Here is a 15,653-nt window from a genome sequence, read left to right as displayed (position 1 = left end):
TCAGGCACAGTGTCGGCTCAACTGCGCTCTAGAGCAGAAAACTGGCCCCTCAACCACGTATAAAGCTGCGAAACCGCAGGGCTGATCTGCTTGCGATGCGGGCACACCAGGCTCAACGGCGACGCTTCGCCAGGGTAATCCGGCAGCAGCACAAGCAGACGCTCTGCAGCGATATCGGCACTGACATCCAGCCAGGATTTGTTGGCGATACCTTCACCCTCCAATGACCAGCGCCGCACGACATCGGCGTCGTCGCTGAACAACGGTCCTGAAACCTGAACGGTTTGCCCGCCAAGGTTCCACTTGTCGTAGACCCGGCCATTTTGCAGATAGAGCAGGCAGGGATGCTTGCTCAAGTCATCCGGCGTTTGGGGAGAACCGCAGCGTTGCACATACTCCGGCGAGGCAACCAGCACCCGCTGGTTCCACGGTGCAAGCGGCAGTGCCACATAGTTGGCGTCTTCGTTCGGGCCGTATCGAATCGCCACGTCCACCGGGTCGCGAAACAGATTGGCCATCTGGTCCGACAGGAAAAAACGCAACGTCAATTCTGGATGCTGACGGCGGAACTGCGTCAACCACGGCAGCAGTATGTTGCGCCCCAGATCGGACGGCGCTGTCACTTGCAGTACACCTCGCAGCGTGGCGTTCTCACCACGCAGGTTTTCCTTGCCTTGCTTCAGGGTCTCAAGCACTGCGTGGGCGGTGGGCAGATATTGCTCGCCCTCGGCAGTCAATCGCAGGCTGCGAGTGGTGCGGGCGAACAGGCGCACGTCCAGCTCGCGTTCCAGACGTTTGATGGCGGCGGCGACCTGACCAGGCAGAAGATCAGCCTCCAGCGCCGCTGCGGTGAAACTGCCCAGCGCGGCGCTGCGGATGAATAAACCAAGATCATCGATACGGATCATTTTCACTCCTGCAGTGAAAGTGTTGGCGCATTCTGCTTGTTTTTCTTTGCACATGGGAAGTCGAAGATGGCTGCAAGCGAATGCACAAACCCTTCAGACAGCGAGTGTCCATGAAAGCCATCACCTTCACCGAACACGCTTTGCCCATCGACAATCCACAAGCATTGATTGACATCAGTCTCCCGGTGCCCACACCTGGCCCACGGGATCTGCTGGTTGAAGTTCGCGCGGTATCAGTGAATCCGGTCGATACCAAGGTGCGCGCCGGAACTTTCACAAAAGAACCGAAAATCCTCGGCTGGGATGCCACAGGCATTGTCCGCGAGGTCGGCTCTGAAGTGACGTTGTTTCAGCCGGGCGATGAAGTGTTCTATGCCGGCTCGATTGCCCGCACCGGCAGCTACAGCGAATTCCATCTGGTCGATGAGCGGATCGTCGGGCACAAGCCTCGGTCATTGAGTGCCGCCGATTCGGCAGCGTTGCCGTTGACCTCGATCACTGCCTGGGAATTGTTGTTTGACCGGCTCGGGGTCGCAGAGGGATCGGGGGAGGGCAAGTGCCTGTTGATCACTGGAGCGGCTGGGGGTGTCGGTTCGATGCTGGTGCAACTGGCCCGACAGTTGACCCGCCTTACCGTCATCGGAACTGCCTCACGACAGGAAACCGCTGATTGGGTGCGGCAGTTGGGCGCGCATCACGTGATCGATCATAGCCAGCCACTGCTCGCACAGTTGCAAGCCCTCGGCGTGCCGGAGATCGACTATGTCGCCAGCCTGACTCACACCGAACAGCACTTTGCACAACTGATCGATGTACTCAAGCCGCAAGGGCGTCTGGCTGTGATTGACGATCCCGAAAGCCTCGACGTGATGCCGCTCAAGCGCAAGTCGCTGTCGTTGCATTGGGAGCTGATGTTCACCCGCTCGCTGTATGAAACTCCGGACATGATCAACCAGCATCACCTGCTCAATCGGGTCAGCGCTCTGATTGACCAAGGCGTTCTGCAAACCACCGTGGGCGAGCACTTCGGTGCGATCAATGCGGCAAACATGCGTCGTGCCCATGCGCTGGTCGAAAGCGGCAAGGCCCGGGGCAAGATCGTTCTCGAAGGTTTCTGATTTTACTCATCAGGCGTGCTCGCTTGCGGGCCCGCTGAACCGCCTGCGGCATCACTTTCGATTTTTTAATGTTGGAGCGTTGACGGTGAATACGTCCAGTAACGTGTTGGTATCGATTGCCATGCTCAAGGCCAAGGCAGGCAAAGAACTGGCATTGAAACAAGAATTGCTGGCGCTGGTAGAGCCGACCCGCGCAGAGCCGGGCAATCTCGATTATGTGTTGTTCAAGCTGCGTGACGAGCAGGGCACGTTCTACATGCGCGAGGCTTTCAGGGACCAGGCGGCGCTGGATGCGCATTTTTCGATGCCTTACTTTCAGCGCTTTGCCGCCACGGCAGATGACCTGCTCGAAGAGCCGTTGCAACTGATATTCCTTGAGCAGGTATCGGCCGGATGATTCGACCTGTTGAACCGCACCACCTCGGCCGGCATGGAGGCGGCCGGCGCATCATTTCGCTTCAGGACGCGGCTGTACTCCGAATTGCGGAACGATGTGAGTGCCCAGCTCTTCAATGACTTGCGCAGCAGGGCGCTTTCCGTATTTGAGATTCAGGATAACGTGGTCCACTCCGATTTCCTCAAGCGACTCCAGCAAAAACCGGAGATGGTAGCGTCCCAGTTTGAACCCCAAATGAATGCGAGTGGGCGGCGTCGACGGGTTCTCATCGAGGTCGATGTAAAGCGACTGAGTGAAGGGCTTATAGACGGAGCCACATTGCTTCATGACCTCCTGCCGCCAATCCTCCACGATCAGTCGCTGCATGTTCGGTATACGTGGATAGTTGATCCATCCGACGCTTTCGCGTGCGATCCAATCCAGTGACTGGCGACTATTCCCGGTCACGAGCATTGGAATGACTTGGGTTGTGGGTTTCGGAATGAGGTCTGCGCCCCGCATCTCTCCACCGCTCCAGCGAATGGGCTCAAAGCTGGTGCTGTGGGCTTGGCGAATCACCTCGTAGTGTTCTCGAAAGATTTCTCCGCGTCTCTCGGGATCGACGCCAAAAGCCGAAAACTCCACAGGACGATCGCCGGAAGCAACCCCCAGTATCAAGCGACCTGCGCTCAACTGATCGACGCTGGCTGATGCCTTGGCCGTGTGCAGAGGATGGTGTAAAGGGATGGCAATGGAGGCGGTGCCAAGCGCTATCTCCGACGTATGAGCGGCCATATAGCCCAGATAAACCCAGGGGTCGAACACTTGGCCCACATCGCCGAAACCAGGGTCCCGAAGCGGCACGTCGCGGAACCAGAGCGCGCAGAAGCCCAGCGCCTCAGCTTGTTTGGCCAGTGCGACCTGATTGAGCATGCTCGGAGTGTCCCCATCGAAGGCCTCCAAAGGAAAGAACAATCCAAGGCTCAAATGACCCTGAGTGAAGGTTCGGCTGAACCCTCGATGCTGCTGATAAGGAATCGTGCTCGGCCGATACATACTCATCTTCCTCAATGGGAGAACGTGAACAGCGCCCCGTTTCCAGAGGTGCTGCGGCATCGGTCGCTTGAGAACGACAGGTGGGGTAATGGGTGTAGTCTTCGCCCGTTGCACCGTACATGCTGGTCGGGTCGACCGGATCGAGGGGCCAGTTGCTGGCGATACGCGCGGGCAGGTCCGGATTCGGCGATGAGCGGACGGTAGAAAGAAATCAGATCGCTCCAGCCCGATACATCATCTGAGCAAAGGCTTGGGGATCATTCAACAAGCGTAGGCGGTTTTGCAGTGAACAACCATATTTGTTGTCACGACGATTGGTGTGGGCGCAAATGAACGGGTTCACGAGATAGCCGTTCGCGCAGGGCAGTTCGACAACGCCTCGATCCCGGCAATCACAACCCAGCCCATGCGTTTGGCTTGAATGCCTCAAGGAGGCTCATTCTTCACATTTTGGTCGAGCTGCCGTGGATCCAAGCACTTCCCCCCGAACGGCCTATTGCCATTTCATGTCTCTGGCCTGCACCCACAGTATGGCGTCTTGCGACAGGGGTTTGCTTTTATGGGTTTTCGTTGTGCCAATGTTGAGCGCCGCAATGCCCCACCAGCCGGCACGGGGCAGGCCGATGGTGACGATTCCTTGGGCATCCGAATACGTACTCAGGGATTTGAAGGAGGCTTGGGGGGCCGTGACATAGTCCTGCTTGCCGAAGGCGTTGTTTTTGATATCGACGGAATGGTTGACGTATTCGATTTCGATCTCGGCGAAAGGAACGGGCTTGCCGTCGGCCAGCACCAACGCGCGGAATACGCCGCCGGTCCAGTTTGCATAGGGCTTGCTCAGGGGCTGGATCTCAACCGGTAAGCCCTGTGGTTCTGCCCAGTCGCTGGGTACGCCGCCCACGTTCACGATCAGCTTGGTGAACTGTTGGATGTAGACGTCCTCCTCGGTTTCCAGGTAGGGCTCGGGCTCGAGTACGAAGATATGGTCACCCAGTGAACGCACCAACTCCCGTGGGATCGACGCACGATAGGCAGTCGTTTGGTTATCGCGACTCTGCCACTGGACAGGGCGTAAGTATTGGCGCAGATCTATTTTTTTTCCGCCGTGCGAGCTGATGTGGCTGAAGGCGCGGGGTTCATCCATGGTCATGGTGGGGCCGCCGGAGAAGGGATGTGTGAACACCAGCGCGAACTCCAGTTTATCCGCACGCGGCAGCGCCGTTTCCTCGACGTAGAGCATCTGGAAATGGGCCTGTGCAGCGCCTGTCAGGCAGCCTAATGTTACAGCGGCAAGTGCTTGGAGCAGTCGTCGTTGGATCGGCATGGTCGATTTCACCTTGAAATGTCGGAGGACTGAATCGTGGCTTGATGGTTGTCTCCGCCCATGAACACAACGGAGTATTTTCCGGCGGGAGGCTGGAAGGTGTAGCTGTTGTCTTTATCGACGCTTCCTTCGAGCAAGACCTTGTTGCGGGTGTCCTGGACATGGATTTTTCTGCCAGCAGCGGAGCTGCCGTCGGTGTAACCCGCCTCGCACTTCACCAGATCATCGCTCTCGATGTAGCAGTCGAAGACGGGGCCATGGGCGAAGGCTGCCTGGCAGAACACCAGGGTGCTGGCGATCAGTATCCGATGTGCTGAGCCTAGGGGTTTCATAAGGTCTTCGATCTCCACGGTCGAGGTTGATCATTGGAGCGACGATTTGTGATCGCCGCTCGTATTGGGGCCGGGTGGCGCGAAGGCCGTCAGTAAGGAATCCAGGTTCGAGCTCAGGAGTGCTTCGTACCCGTTGGCCGCGTCGGCGAGCATTCCCGGGTTGCCGGCATCCAGTATCAATAACCGTGCGCCGCCGTCCTCGATGGCCTTGGTAATCCTGGCGTCCGGAACCCACTTGTGGACCACCACGTGGATGTCGCGCTCGCGCAGGTATCGGGTCAGTGCGGTGCAGTCGGCATCGCTCCAGTCGATGTCCTGTCGGACGAACCAGCCGTCGACAAAAATCCCGAACTCGCCGAACAAGTAGGTGAATTCATCGGCCAGCGACAGCACGCGCAGGTCCGGCACTGCCAGCAGCCGGGCACCGTAGTTGGCCTTGAGCTGGCGCAATCGGTCTTCGAGTGCGGCGAGGTTGCGCTCTATCCGAGGTGCATCCAAGGGGGACAGGCGTGCCAGGTCGGTAGCGATAATCGCCGACATGCGCATGGCATTGACGGGGCCGAGCCAGGCGTACGGCGACAGTCCGCCATCGACGTCGCGCTCGGTTGCCCAGGGAACGTCATTCGACGGCACGCGGGCCGCGGCCACACCGGGCTTGACGGTGTCCCATGAGTGCGAGGCATCGATCTCGACGATTCGCAGATTGTGGCGACGTGCCGTGGTGTAAAGCGGGTCCGCGCGCCAGAGGTTGCCCAGGGTAACCACAGCGGTGGCCTGCTGGAACACGGCGGGCTCCAGGCGCGACAGCGCGTTGGCCTGGCTTTCCATGGGCACGGCAGCGTCTGCCGGAAGGCGGACGGCTTTGAGGGTCGTGCCGTCGCTGAGCATCGAGGTGAGCGCATACACCGCGGGCAGTGCGACAAGCACCTGCTGCCTGCCGGTATCCGCGAAGGCAAAAAGCGGGCTGCCCAGCAGCAGTACCAGCATCGCTAGCCAGGATCGACGTGACATGCAAAGCCATTTCATACGCTGGCACCTCTGAACCGGGACCCGGTAGCGCGGATGACGGTGGTGACGACGAACACCAACGCGGCGACGATCACGATTGCGCCACCTGTCGGTACGGGGATGTGGAATTGCATGGGGGCCAGGATGCCGACCACGCAGGAAAAAGTCGCAATCAGGATGGCGCGCGTGACCAGCCCAGGGAGCGAGTGGCTGATGTTGCGTGCTGCCGCTGCCGGTATGAGCAGAAGGGCTTTGACGAGTACTGCGCCGATGATTTTCAGGCAGGCTACCGTCACCAGGGTGACCAGTACGACAAACAGGTACTCGACGCTTCGCACTCGCACGCCGCGAGCCTGTGCCAGGCTCGGATTGAGGCTGGCCAACAGCATGCCGTTGTACATTGGCAGTCCGAGCAGAGCACACGTCGCCGTTACCACAAGCAGCACGTTCATGTCGGTGTAGTCGACCGCCAGGATGGAACCGAACAGCACGCTTTCCATTACGTGCGTGTTGATCTTCGCCGACACGAACAGCAGCAACGAGGCCCCGACCGCCAGCGAGATGGACAAGAACACGCCGATCAGCGTGTCATTGGCCAGCGTGGTGCGGTGCTGCGTGTACTTCAGCGTCAGGGCGAACAGCAGGCAGAAGCCGAACATCGAGAAGTAGGGAGAGGTGTAGGACTCGCCGATCAGCACGCCAATGGCAACGCCGGTCATCGCCGCATTCCCGACGGCCTGACTGAAGAACGCCATGCGCTTGATCATCACCATCGAGCCCAGCACGCCCAGTAGCGGTCCGATGAGCACTGCACAGAGCAGCGCATTGATCACGAACTCGTACTCGAATGGTTGCGGCAGGATGCCACTCGCGGCGAGCGCCTGGAGCTGGTTGCGAATCAATTCGTACAGGGCGCTCATTGAGTACTCTCCAGTGGGTAGGCGACCTCGTCGGGCGGGCCATGAAACAGCACCCGCCGGTTGATAACGGTCACCGATTGAGCGATGCGCCTGACCTGTTCCAGGTCATGGTTGATCCAGAGGATGGTGACGCCGCGGCCGTTCAGCTCGGCCACCAGCGCCTCCACCAGGCGCACACCCGGTTCGTCGATGCCCGCGGTCGGTTCGTCAAGGATCAGCAGCCAGGGCGCCGGGCTGATCGCCTGCGCCAGCAGCACTCGCTGACGCTGGCCACCGGACAGGCTGCCAAACGGTTTTGCGCCTATTCCAGCCACGCCGGTACGTTCCAGTGCTTGGGCATTGGCCGCCTTGGCGGATCGGCTTGAGCCCAGGAAGGCCGGCCTGCGCTGGCCGAGAAGGGCCATGATGTCGTTGACCGTCATCGGCACGTTGCGGTCAAAGTCTGGCAATTGCGGGACATACCCCATGGGTGTCGTGACCTCGCCTTCGAACCGGACCGTCCCCGAATGCGGCATCTGGCCCAGCAGTGCGCGCACCAGTGAAGTCTTGCCTCCGCCGTTCGGGCCTACCAGGCAGTGCAGCGCACCGGCCTCTACCCGGAAGCTCACTTTGTCGAGCACTTGCGTACCTCCCAGTTGCAGGGAGACGTTGTCGAACACTATGGCGGGGCCGCGCATCGCTTGTTCCTCCTTCATCGCGTTCATCGCTGCGTAAACTCGACGGCTTCGGCCAAGGTCTCGAGGTTTTCGCGCATTGCTACTTCGAATTCGTCCGGGCTGTAGGTACTGCCGGTGATGTGAGAGAGCGCGAATACCTTCACGCCGGTGGCTGCCTCGATAGGCTTGGCCAGGTCGAGGGAGAAATTCTTCTCGGCGAAAAGCACACGTACATTGGCCTTCTTGATAGCGTCGATGGTGGTAGCCAACTGGCGTGCAGTCGGCGCGACGCCGTGACGCGGCTCAATCACGGCGCTCACGAACAGGCCGAACTCCTGCATCATGTAGTCGTAGCCCGCGTGCGTTGTCGCGCACCGGAACGAAGACAGATCCAGCGCGGCGAAACGGGTCATGAAACCGGCCCTTAGCTCCCGGATACGCGCGGCATACGCCAGGGCGTTTTGTCGATACACCGCAGCGTTGTCCGGGTCCAGTTCCCCCAACCGGCGAGTGATCTCGAAGACCTGTTGTATCGCTGCCGTGGTGGATACGAAGGTATGCGGATTGACCACCTTGACGCCGTCCTGGCCGCCGCCGATTGGAATGAGCGCAACCGAGGCATTGGCCTGGATGATCGGCAGGGTCGCCCCGCGGCCAGCGGCCTTGATGATCTGGAAGGCCCATTCATCGTGTCCGATGCCGTTGACGACCAGAACATCGATATTCATCGCGCGGGTGATGTCATCGGGCTGCGGCTGGTAGTTATGCGGATTCGCCTCCGCCGGGATGAGCGCAACGACCTCCGCCCGATCTCCAACGATATTTGCCACGAAGCTGTAGTAGGGATGCAGTGTGACGCCGATTTTGAGCTTCTTGCCCGAAGAGGGCGCCGGGCTGGCGAGTGCGATGGCGGGTATCAGCAGCAATAGCGCGATGCATAGGCGCCACAGTGCGCGGTGTTTCGTAGAAACGGTCATGGCTGAGTTCCTTTTACGCGTTCGACTTCGCTGGCACCGTTGTAAGGGATGACCTGGCGCCAGCCATCGCCGACCAGCGATTCGGGCTTGACGATGCCAGGGTAGGGCGCGTTCGGGTCGCGGTGGACCCAGATCGTCGCTTGGTTGGCCCACATGACACCGGCATGTGCATGACCGATGACGAGCAGGTACACGCCTACCAGCTCTACAGCGAAGACGATGGTGGAACCGTCCTGAACGCCGACCTGTCGGCGGCGTTTGGCTGGTTTGGCAGCGAGAAAAACTACATCGGCGACCCTGAGAGGGAGCCCGGCAGAATGCGGTGGCAAGAAGGCTTCGCCAAATACGGTCTCAACGGCACGACAGACAAGATCAATGCCGGTTCCGTCTATGGCGGACTCAGCTGGATCAGTACGGGATCATTTGGCGATGGGGACGCGGGAGGGATCACCGCCGGGGATGAAAGAAGAACGGCTGTGGAAGACGCCTACCTGGGCTGGAAGTCAGGTGACCTGATTCCCGCACTGGGCAAGGACGGCGTTGATTTCTCTTTTGGCCGCCAGCTCGTTACGGTGGACGGCTTCCTGATCACTGATGACGGGTTCGCCCCCGGGAAGGCCTTCAACCCTATCGAGGACGTAAGGGATGGCCGATTCAATCGTGGTGGCGCCTTTTACCTTGGCCCGCGGTTGGCGTTCGGGAATACGGCAGTCTTGAAACTGGGTGGTCAGGAGGGCCTTCACGGTAGCCTGATATGGCTCAAATCCGATAACCCCGGGCAGTCGAAGACCGAAGTGGCTGCCGCCACCGTCGACTACACGACGCCCGTCGGCTCGATCGGTTCGACGTACGTGCACGGCCTTGATGTTGACGAGCGATATGCCTTTGGTGATCGGCTTGAGCGCAAGGGCATGAACGTCTACAGCATTCGTGGGCAGGGCAATGCCGGGATCGAGAATGCCGACTTTGCGTTCGAAGTGGTGCGTCAGGAAAAACGTTCAGGGTCGCAGCGGGCGATGTTCTTCGACGCCGGCTACACCTTCGCCGATACGAAATGGCAACCGACGGTGAGCTATCGATATTCGCGCTACTCCGAAGGTTACGACTTTCTGTTCCAGGGAGGTTTTCGCAAGCGATACCAAGGTGAAGTCGCCGCCAATTACGCAGGTTCAGTGACCTCGAACATGGTGATCAACGACGTGCTCCTCTCCGTCAAACCGACCGAGACATTGACCCTTAACGCAATGGCCTTCAACTACCACCAGCTCTCTCGTACGCATGAGCAGGACTTCGCTGCACGTGAGGTCGATCTTTTTCTGGATTGGATGGTGACGGATAACGTCACACTCTCGCCTCTGGTCGGCTTCTACAAGCCCGAAAAGTGGCTCGGGGACGGTGGTCTGCAGAGTGGGAGCGCATCAACGAACACTTACTTCCAGTTCATCGTATGGGTGGCCTTCTAAGCCGCTGCTCTTCCCGTAATGACTGAGTCTGTTTCAGGTATTTTGACCAGGGGCCTTCGGGCCCCTCCGGTCCAACCCATGAGGCGTTTACTGAGCATCAGTCGATCCGGCTTCTACGAGGCCCTGGAGCGCACTGCAGCGCCTGCTCGGCAGAGTTGCCCTGTCATTGTGCAACTCAAGGCGTCGTTTACCGCGAGTGGCGGCGGCTACGGCAGTCGCCCGTTGCGTGAGGCCTTGCGGGCCAAAGGCATGAAAACAGGCCTTTATAAAATCCGCCGCTTGATGCGTGCCAATGACCTGCGCTCGGCCGGGAAGCGTAAGTTTGTGCACACGACCGATAGCATCCATGACCTGCCGATTGCCGAGAATGTGTTGAGCCATCAGTTCGAACCCGATGCTGCGAACAAGGCCTGGGTGGCGGAGATTACCGACATTCGGACTCGCCGCGGCTGGCTCTATCTGGCGGTAGTGTTGGAATTGTTTTCACGCAAGATAGTGGCCGATTTAAATGAATCGAGGCACGTCGGTTGACATAGGAGCGTCAACTCGGTGATGGAACGCTCTTCTGAGCTTGAACGGGTATGGCGACGCGATTACGCCAACCACACTGAGGCGATCTGTGACATCACTGAATGTATCGTTGGTTTTTACAACAACAAACGGCTGCACTCGAAACTGGGGAATCTGCCACCGACCGTTTATGAGCGGGCGATGGCGTCAAAATCACCTATCGAGGTGTCTGGAATTAGTTGACCACTGCATGCGTCAACGCTCCACGCAGTCACAGCATGCGGCGCAGGACATCGTTACGAGGGTCCCGGTCGAAAAACCGGTGTTTCAAAGCGCCCACGACATGCAACAGGATCAGTCCGAGCAGGGTGTAGGCGAGCACTTTGTGCAGCCATTGGAAGACGACGAACCAATTGTCATTTTTCGGAAGGAGCTCTGGCAGGTTGACTCCAAAAAAGAAAACCCCGTCGCTCATTGTGTAGGTGCTCGACATTGAGTACCCCATCAACGGCACGATCACGACGAGCGCATACATGACACGCTGCGTAAGCCTTGACAGGAACCTTTCATAGCTCGCCAGCGTTTCCAGCGGCTGCGGAAGCACGGGGGGCTGAAAACGCAGGGCGATCTGAGTCAGGACAACCAGAAACACCAACAGTCCAAAGGATTTGTGCCACGGGTAATAGAGCTCGTACTTGCTCGCCACTTCGTCATTCAGACCGGTCATATGCCAGCCTGCCCAGAGGAGGCCTGCGATGAGCACGGCGCGTACCCAGTGCAACATTCGCAGGGACGTCGGATACCGATCGGTTGTTTGTTGTTCTATCGGGTTCATCGTAGTCTCTCCATTGATTATCAACGGCATCAGGGATGCACTTTTGAACGGTCACCCTCGCGACACAGAGGCCGGAGGGTGATTCGGTCAGGACAGGGATCGTGCTCAGGAAGGCAGCAGCACGGTGATGACTTTCTCTTCGGTGTAGGCCACCGCGCCGGCAAACCCGCCTTCACGGCCGATACCGCTGGTCTTCACGCCGCCCCAGGGCAGGTTGGCGTCCAGCGGGCTCCAGCAGTTGATACCCACGGCACCGGCCTTCACCGCAGCGGCTACGCGGTGCGCTCGCACCAGGTCAGTCGTCCAGACCGTGGCCGCCAGGCCGTAGGAGGAGTCGTTGGCCAGTGCGATAGCTTCCTCTTCGCTGTCGAATGTGATCAGCGTGCCGACGGGCCCGAAGATTTCATCTTGGGCGATTGCCATGGCGTTGTTCGCGTTGGTGAAGATCGTCGGCCGGACAAACCAGCCCCGTTCAGGCGTCGATACACCGCCGGCCAGCAGCGAGGCGCCTTGGTCTATACCCAGTTGGATGTATCGGTTAACGCGATCGAATTGCGCTTTCTTGGCCACCGGTCCCATCTGTACACCGGGTTGGCGAGGGTCGCCCACGTTGACTGCCTTTGCGGCATCGGCCAGCGCTGCGCCGAAGCGATCTGCGATGCTGCGGTGCACCAGGATGCGCGAGCCGGCTGCACAGACCTGGCCCTGGTTGGCGAACAGGCCGAGTGCGCACCCGCGCAGGGCGTCTTCGAAAGAGGCATCGTCGAAGACAATCTGTGGGCTCTTGCCGCCCAGCTCCAATGCCACGCGCTTGAACAGCACACCGGCGGTGCGCTGGATTTCGCGTCCGGCCTCGGGGCTGCCGGTGAAGCTGATCTTGGCAACGAGCGGGTGTTCGCACAAGGCGCGACCCACCTCATTACCGTAGCCGGTGACCACGTTGATCACGCCGTCAGGGAAGCCCGCTTCCTGAGCCAGCACCGCCAGGTGCAGGGCAGACTGCGGCGTTTCTTCCGAAGGTTTGATGACCACGGTGCAGCCTGCCGCCAGCAACGCGGCGAGCTTCCAGACAGTGATCATCAACGGCGAATTCCAGGGAACGATGGCGCCGACCACACCCACTGGCTCGCGTACCGTGTACGAAAGGGTCTTGGTGCCGAAGTAACCACCGGTGGGAATGGTGCGCCCCTCAAGCTGGTTGGCCCAGCCGGCGGCGGCACGCAGGTTGGCGATCGCGTTGGGCAAGTCCATCCGGCGCGGTTCGATGGGTGAGCGACCGATGGCGTTGGCATCCATGTCGGCCAGCATTTCGCTGTCGCGTTCAACCAGGTCAGCGAGTTTCGATAGCAATTGACCGCGCTGCGCGCCGTCGAGCTGGCTCCAGGCGCCACCCTCAAGTTGGCGGTGCGCGGCCGTCACTGCACGGTCCACGTCCTCAGTCGTGCCCTGTGCGGAGCTGCCGTACACCTGTTCTGTCACGGGGTTGACGAGGTTTATACGACGGCCGTCGGAGGCTTCGAAGGACGCGCCTTCGATGAAGTGATTCAAGTGTTCAGTCATTTTGGGATCCATGAGTAATGTGGAGTGGTCGGATCACGCCTCGAGGGAGGCCAGGGCGTCGCCGAAGATGTCCAGTGCCTTGAAGAACAGCGAGCGTGAGATCGTCAGCGACGGCATGACTCGCATCACGTTGCTGTAGCGACCGCAGGGAATCATCAGCACGCCGTGGTTCAGCAGATAGCCCATGAGCTGGCCGATTTTTTCGGGCGCTAGGGGAGCCTTGGTGGCTGGGTCTTCGACCAGTTCGATACCGATCATCAGGCCGCGGCCGCGTATTTCACCAACGAGCGGGCTGTTGAAGCCACGGATACGTTCCTGCGCCTCCAGCCCCAGGGTGTGCGCGCGGTTGAGCAGATCGAGCTCCGAGTCCTGCAGGATGCTGATATTGGTCAGCGCCACCGCCGCGGACAACGAGTTGGCGGCAAAGGTGTTGGGCATCGATCCGTCAGGAATCGCGGCCGCCAGGTCCGAACGCATGATCAGGCCTGCCATTGGCAGGTCGCTGCCGATGCCTTTGCCGAACGTGAGCATGTCCGGTTTCACGCCTGAGTGCTCGACCGCCCACATCTTGCCGGTGCGCCCTGCGCCGGATTGCACTTCATCGACGATCAGCAGCGTGCCGCTACGGTCGCATGCCTTGCGCAACAACTGCAGGAACTCTGGCGATGGGGGCACGTAGCCGCCTTCGCCCTGCACCGGCTCCACGATAACGGCAGCCACGTCATCGGCGGCGGTGTAGGGGGTGTTCAACAGGTAGTCCACGTACTCGCCGGCGATCTGCTCGGCGCTTTTGTGAGTGGTGTCGAAAGGGAAGCGGTAGGCATAAGGGTAGGGGGCGTGAATGACCCCACCCATCTGGGCACCGTAACCCTTGCGGTAGGCCGTGCCTGTGGTCAGGGATCCCGAGGCATTCCACACGCCGTGGTAGCCACCATGAAAGGCGATGATCTGGTGCCGCCCGGTGATGCGTTTGGCGAACTTGATGGCTGCTTCAAGCGCATCGCTGCCGCTTTGCGTGAAGAAGGTGATGCAGTCGCCACGCAAGCCGTCGGGCGCGATCTCGGAGAGCTTGGCCGCCAGTTCGGTGCGCCGGGTGCTGTTGACTTCCAGGGCATGCATCAGCACTTCGGACTGTTCGCGGATCGCCTGCACCACCTTCGGGTGGCAGCGGCCTACGCTGCTGACACCTACGCCGGCGGACAAGTCGATGTAGGTGTTGCCATCAGGGTCCTTGAAGGTAGCGCCAAAGGCACGATCCATGGCCACCGGCATGCGTCCGCCACCGCGCGCCATCGACTCGGTACGCGCCGACAACGCCAGGGCTTCGCTGGTTTTGGGGCCCGGAAGTGTGCTGGAGGTAATCCGAGGGGCATCCGCGAAGTGGAGGGATTCAAGTTTGGCTTCACTCATGACGTTCTCTCTGAATATCGATTTAAGTGTGCTGATCATCTCCGCGACGTGTCTGTGGCCGGTAGCCCGAATTGGCACATGGATGGACCGCCCTGAGCGCACATTCCAGTAGTGAATTCAAGATCCCATAAAGAAATATGCATAATTCTCACTATGTGCGAATATCGCATGGGAAGGCGATCTAAAAACAAGAAAATTGGCAGAGGCTTTCGACATCATGAAAAATCAGACCATCAGCCATTTCAGAGACGTCCATGTCCATGCGGCCACCGTCCAGGAGTGGAGCCAGGACTACAGTCAGCTAACGGCAGGCTCTGCTGAGAGTTCGCTGATGCAGTTGTCGACAGCGGGTGTCCACGTCTTTCTCGAGCAGATCAACCAGCGTGTCGTGCAGCACGGCGTGGCTCCCCGAGGCAAGATGTGCTTTGCCGTGCCGATCACCACCCCGGGTTCGATTCGGATGCAGGGACGGGAGGCGGACGATAGCAGTCTGTTCTTTCTTCACGGTGGCGAGGAGTTCATGTTCCATATGCCGATGGGCATGGAGCTGCTGTCGATCACCTTTGAACGTGAATTGTTCGAGCAGGCATTGGCCCAAACGGCTTCGGCGAAGGAGGTCAGCCTGTTGCTGCGTCAGCCGGTGATCAAGGTTTCCACGCCGCGCTTTGCAGACGCTCGTCGCCGATTGCTGGCGATGTTCTCCCAGGCCCTGGTGTACGAAGAACTCGACAGCACGCGAGATCGGGAGCGCGAGCTGGCACTGGAACAGGCGATGCTCGGCGAGTTGCTGCAACTCATGACCGACCCGGCTTGCGACAAGCAACAACGCTCTGCAAGCTCCACGCGCAGCTTCATTGTCGAGAAATGCCACCGTCTGGCGACCGCGGAGATGATCGACGTGCCCAGCGTGATCGAGTTGTGCCAGCGACTCCAGGTCAGTCGGCGTACCGTGCAGAACAGCTTTCGCTCGGTTGCCGAGACGACGCCGCTGAATTATTTGCGCTCTGTGAGGCTCAACGGTGTACGCCGGACCTTGATGTCCACACGCGCGTCGCACCTCTCGATCGGCGATGCCGCGGCCCAATGGGGCTTTTTTCACCTAAGCCATTTTGCGGCGGAGTACCAGGAACTGTTCGCAGAGTTGCCGTCCCATACCCCCCGCGCGGCCATCACCGTTTGCGCTCATGCCTGAACACCCGC

General features: G+C 59.7%; 18 protein-coding genes. 5 read left to right on the top strand and 13 right to left on the bottom strand.

Going from position 1 to position 15,653, the window contains the following annotated elements; genetic code table 11:
• Window positions 1-17: 17 nt before the first annotated feature.
• Complete coding sequence (locus tag FBY04_RS04445; protein ID WP_084321426.1) at window positions 18-908, bottom strand: LysR family transcriptional regulator; 891 nt, start codon at window positions 906-908, stop codon at window positions 18-20.
• Between the two features lie 110 nt (window positions 909-1,018).
• Here FBY04_RS04445 and FBY04_RS04440 point away from each other — a divergent pair, with 110 nt between their 5' ends.
• Together FBY04_RS04440 and FBY04_RS04435 are read left to right on the top strand one after the other, a co-directional pair.
• Complete coding sequence (locus FBY04_RS04440) at window positions 1,019-2,026, top strand: zinc-binding alcohol dehydrogenase family protein (RefSeq protein WP_145314630.1); 1,008 nt, start codon at window positions 1,019-1,021, stop codon at window positions 2,024-2,026.
• An 85-nt stretch (window positions 2,027-2,111) separates the two neighbouring features.
• On the top strand, window positions 2,112-2,423 hold the full coding sequence (locus FBY04_RS04435) for a putative quinol monooxygenase (protein WP_084321422.1): 312 nt from the start codon (window positions 2,112-2,114) through the stop codon (window positions 2,421-2,423).
• Window positions 2,424-2,474: 51 nt separating this feature from the next.
• Here FBY04_RS04435 and FBY04_RS04430 read toward each other — a convergent pair whose 3' ends face one another.
• The 9 genes from FBY04_RS04430 to FBY04_RS04390 form a co-directional block, all read right to left on the bottom strand.
• The gene (locus FBY04_RS04430) at window positions 2,475-3,458 is read right to left on the bottom strand and encodes an LLM class oxidoreductase (RefSeq protein ID WP_145314629.1); all 984 of its coding nucleotides are present in this window, start codon (window positions 3,456-3,458) and stop codon (window positions 2,475-2,477) included.
• 211 nt (window positions 3,459-3,669) lie between these two features.
• Window positions 3,670-3,888 (bottom strand): hypothetical protein, encoded by a 219-nt coding sequence (locus FBY04_RS33140; protein ID WP_371850927.1) that lies wholly within the window; start codon window positions 3,886-3,888, stop codon window positions 3,670-3,672.
• 63 nt (window positions 3,889-3,951) lie between these two features.
• Window positions 3,952-4,782, bottom strand: coding sequence for a DUF4198 domain-containing protein (locus FBY04_RS04420; RefSeq protein WP_145314628.1), 831 nt, complete (start codon window positions 4,780-4,782; stop codon window positions 3,952-3,954).
• An 8-nt stretch (window positions 4,783-4,790) separates the two neighbouring features.
• Entirely contained in the window at window positions 4,791-5,114 is a 324-nt protein-coding gene (locus tag FBY04_RS04415; RefSeq protein ID WP_178118254.1) for a hypothetical protein, read from the bottom strand.
• A gap of 30 nt (window positions 5,115-5,144) precedes the next feature.
• Window positions 5,145-6,101: a metal ABC transporter solute-binding protein, Zn/Mn family gene (locus FBY04_RS04410; RefSeq protein WP_145314626.1), complete on the bottom strand. Its 957-nt coding sequence runs from the start codon at window positions 6,099-6,101 to the stop codon at window positions 5,145-5,147.
• Window positions 6,102-6,136: 35 nt separating this feature from the next.
• Window positions 6,137-7,042: a metal ABC transporter permease gene (locus tag FBY04_RS04405; RefSeq protein ID WP_145314625.1), complete on the bottom strand. Its 906-nt coding sequence runs from the start codon at window positions 7,040-7,042 to the stop codon at window positions 6,137-6,139.
• Entirely contained in the window at window positions 7,039-7,746 is a 708-nt protein-coding gene (locus tag FBY04_RS04400; protein ID WP_145314624.1) for a metal ABC transporter ATP-binding protein, read from the bottom strand. Before FBY04_RS04400 ends, FBY04_RS04405 begins: the two co-directional genes overlap by 4 nt.
• Window positions 7,743-8,675: a metal ABC transporter solute-binding protein, Zn/Mn family gene (locus FBY04_RS04395; RefSeq protein WP_145314623.1), complete on the bottom strand. Its 933-nt coding sequence runs from the start codon at window positions 8,673-8,675 to the stop codon at window positions 7,743-7,745. Before FBY04_RS04395 ends, FBY04_RS04400 begins: the two co-directional genes overlap by 4 nt.
• A complete protein-coding gene (locus FBY04_RS04390) occupies window positions 8,672-8,830 on the bottom strand; it encodes a hypothetical protein (RefSeq protein WP_178118253.1) in 159 nt (52 codons plus the stop codon). Before FBY04_RS04390 ends, FBY04_RS04395 begins: the two co-directional genes overlap by 4 nt.
• 15 nt (window positions 8,831-8,845) lie before the next feature.
• Here FBY04_RS04390 and FBY04_RS04385 point away from each other — a divergent pair, with 15 nt between their 5' ends.
• Both FBY04_RS04385 and FBY04_RS04380 read left to right on the top strand, forming a co-directional pair.
• A complete protein-coding gene (locus FBY04_RS04385; RefSeq protein ID WP_256666752.1) occupies window positions 8,846-10,138 on the top strand; it encodes an alginate export family protein in 1,293 nt (430 codons plus the stop codon).
• A 78-nt stretch (window positions 10,139-10,216) separates the two neighbouring features.
• Window positions 10,217-10,669 (top strand): IS3 family transposase, encoded by a 453-nt coding sequence (locus tag FBY04_RS04380; RefSeq protein ID WP_178118252.1) that lies wholly within the window; start codon window positions 10,217-10,219, stop codon window positions 10,667-10,669.
• Between the two features lie 250 nt (window positions 10,670-10,919).
• Here the strand turns inward: FBY04_RS04380 and FBY04_RS04375 are convergent, their stop codons facing one another.
• From FBY04_RS04375 to FBY04_RS04365, 3 genes are all read right to left on the bottom strand, one after another.
• Window positions 10,920-11,483, bottom strand: coding sequence for a cytochrome b (locus FBY04_RS04375; protein WP_145314620.1), 564 nt, complete (start codon window positions 11,481-11,483; stop codon window positions 10,920-10,922).
• 105 nt (window positions 11,484-11,588) lie between these two features.
• Window positions 11,589-13,043 carry an aldehyde dehydrogenase gene (locus tag FBY04_RS04370; protein ID WP_145314619.1) on the bottom strand — a complete coding sequence of 485 codons (1,455 nt, stop codon included), beginning with the start codon at window positions 13,041-13,043 and terminating at the stop codon, window positions 11,589-11,591.
• A 33-nt stretch (window positions 13,044-13,076) separates the two neighbouring features.
• A complete protein-coding gene (locus tag FBY04_RS04365) occupies window positions 13,077-14,453 on the bottom strand; it encodes an aspartate aminotransferase family protein (protein ID WP_145314618.1) in 1,377 nt (458 codons plus the stop codon).
• 217 nt (window positions 14,454-14,670) lie between these two features.
• On the opposite strand from FBY04_RS04365, the gene FBY04_RS04360 reads away from it, so the two are divergent.
• The gene (locus FBY04_RS04360; protein ID WP_145314617.1) at window positions 14,671-15,645 is read left to right on the top strand and encodes a helix-turn-helix domain-containing protein; all 975 of its coding nucleotides are present in this window, start codon (window positions 14,671-14,673) and stop codon (window positions 15,643-15,645) included.
• The last annotated feature ends 8 nt before the right edge of the window (window positions 15,646-15,653 follow it).

The organism is Pseudomonas sp. SJZ080 (assembly GCF_007828295.1).
GTDB classification, from domain to species: domain Bacteria; phylum Pseudomonadota; class Gammaproteobacteria; order Pseudomonadales; family Pseudomonadaceae; genus Aquipseudomonas; species Aquipseudomonas migulae_A.
The sequence above is the reverse complement of the archived record's forward strand: the minus strand, read 5'-3'. Positions and strand labels throughout refer to the sequence as shown.

Bases quoted from the DNA above. Each gene is read 5' to 3' on its own strand.
- FBY04_RS04445 (WP_084321426.1), bottom strand. From the start codon at position 908: ATGATCCGTATCGATGATCTTGGTTTATTCATCCGCAGCGCCGCGCTG.
- FBY04_RS04440 (WP_145314630.1), top strand. From the start codon at position 1,019: ATGAAAGCCATCACCTTCACCGAACACGCTTTGCCCATCGACAATCCA.
- FBY04_RS04430 (WP_145314629.1), bottom strand. From the start codon at position 3,458: ATGTATCGGCCGAGCACGATTCCTTATCAGCAGCATCGAGGGTTCAGC.
- FBY04_RS04420 (WP_145314628.1), bottom strand. From the start codon at position 4,782: ATGCCGATCCAACGACGACTGCTCCAAGCACTTGCCGCTGTAACATTA.
- FBY04_RS04415 (WP_178118254.1), bottom strand. From the start codon at position 5,114: ATGAAACCCCTAGGCTCAGCACATCGGATACTGATCGCCAGCACCCTG.
- FBY04_RS04410 (WP_145314626.1), bottom strand. From the start codon at position 6,101: ATGCTGGTACTGCTGCTGGGCAGCCCGCTTTTTGCCTTCGCGGATACC.
- FBY04_RS04405 (WP_145314625.1), bottom strand. From the start codon at position 7,042: ATGAGCGCCCTGTACGAATTGATTCGCAACCAGCTCCAGGCGCTCGCC.
- FBY04_RS04400 (WP_145314624.1), bottom strand. From the start codon at position 7,746: ATGAACGCGATGAAGGAGGAACAAGCGATGCGCGGCCCCGCCATAGTG.
- FBY04_RS04395 (WP_145314623.1), bottom strand. From the start codon at position 8,675: ATGACCGTTTCTACGAAACACCGCGCACTGTGGCGCCTATGCATCGCG.
- FBY04_RS04390 (WP_178118253.1), bottom strand. From the start codon at position 8,830: ATGTGGGCCAACCAAGCGACGATCTGGGTCCACCGCGACCCGAACGCG.
- FBY04_RS04385 (WP_256666752.1), top strand. From the start codon at position 8,846: ATGACCGATGACGAGCAGGTACACGCCTACCAGCTCTACAGCGAAGAC.
- FBY04_RS04380 (WP_178118252.1), top strand. From the start codon at position 10,217: ATGAGGCGTTTACTGAGCATCAGTCGATCCGGCTTCTACGAGGCCCTG.
- FBY04_RS04375 (WP_145314620.1), bottom strand. From the start codon at position 11,483: ATGAACCCGATAGAACAACAAACAACCGATCGGTATCCGACGTCCCTG.
- FBY04_RS04370 (WP_145314619.1), bottom strand. From the start codon at position 13,043: ATGACTGAACACTTGAATCACTTCATCGAAGGCGCGTCCTTCGAAGCC.
- FBY04_RS04365 (WP_145314618.1), bottom strand. From the start codon at position 14,453: ATGAGTGAAGCCAAACTTGAATCCCTCCACTTCGCGGATGCCCCTCGG.
- FBY04_RS04360 (WP_145314617.1), top strand. From the start codon at position 14,671: ATGAAAAATCAGACCATCAGCCATTTCAGAGACGTCCATGTCCATGCG.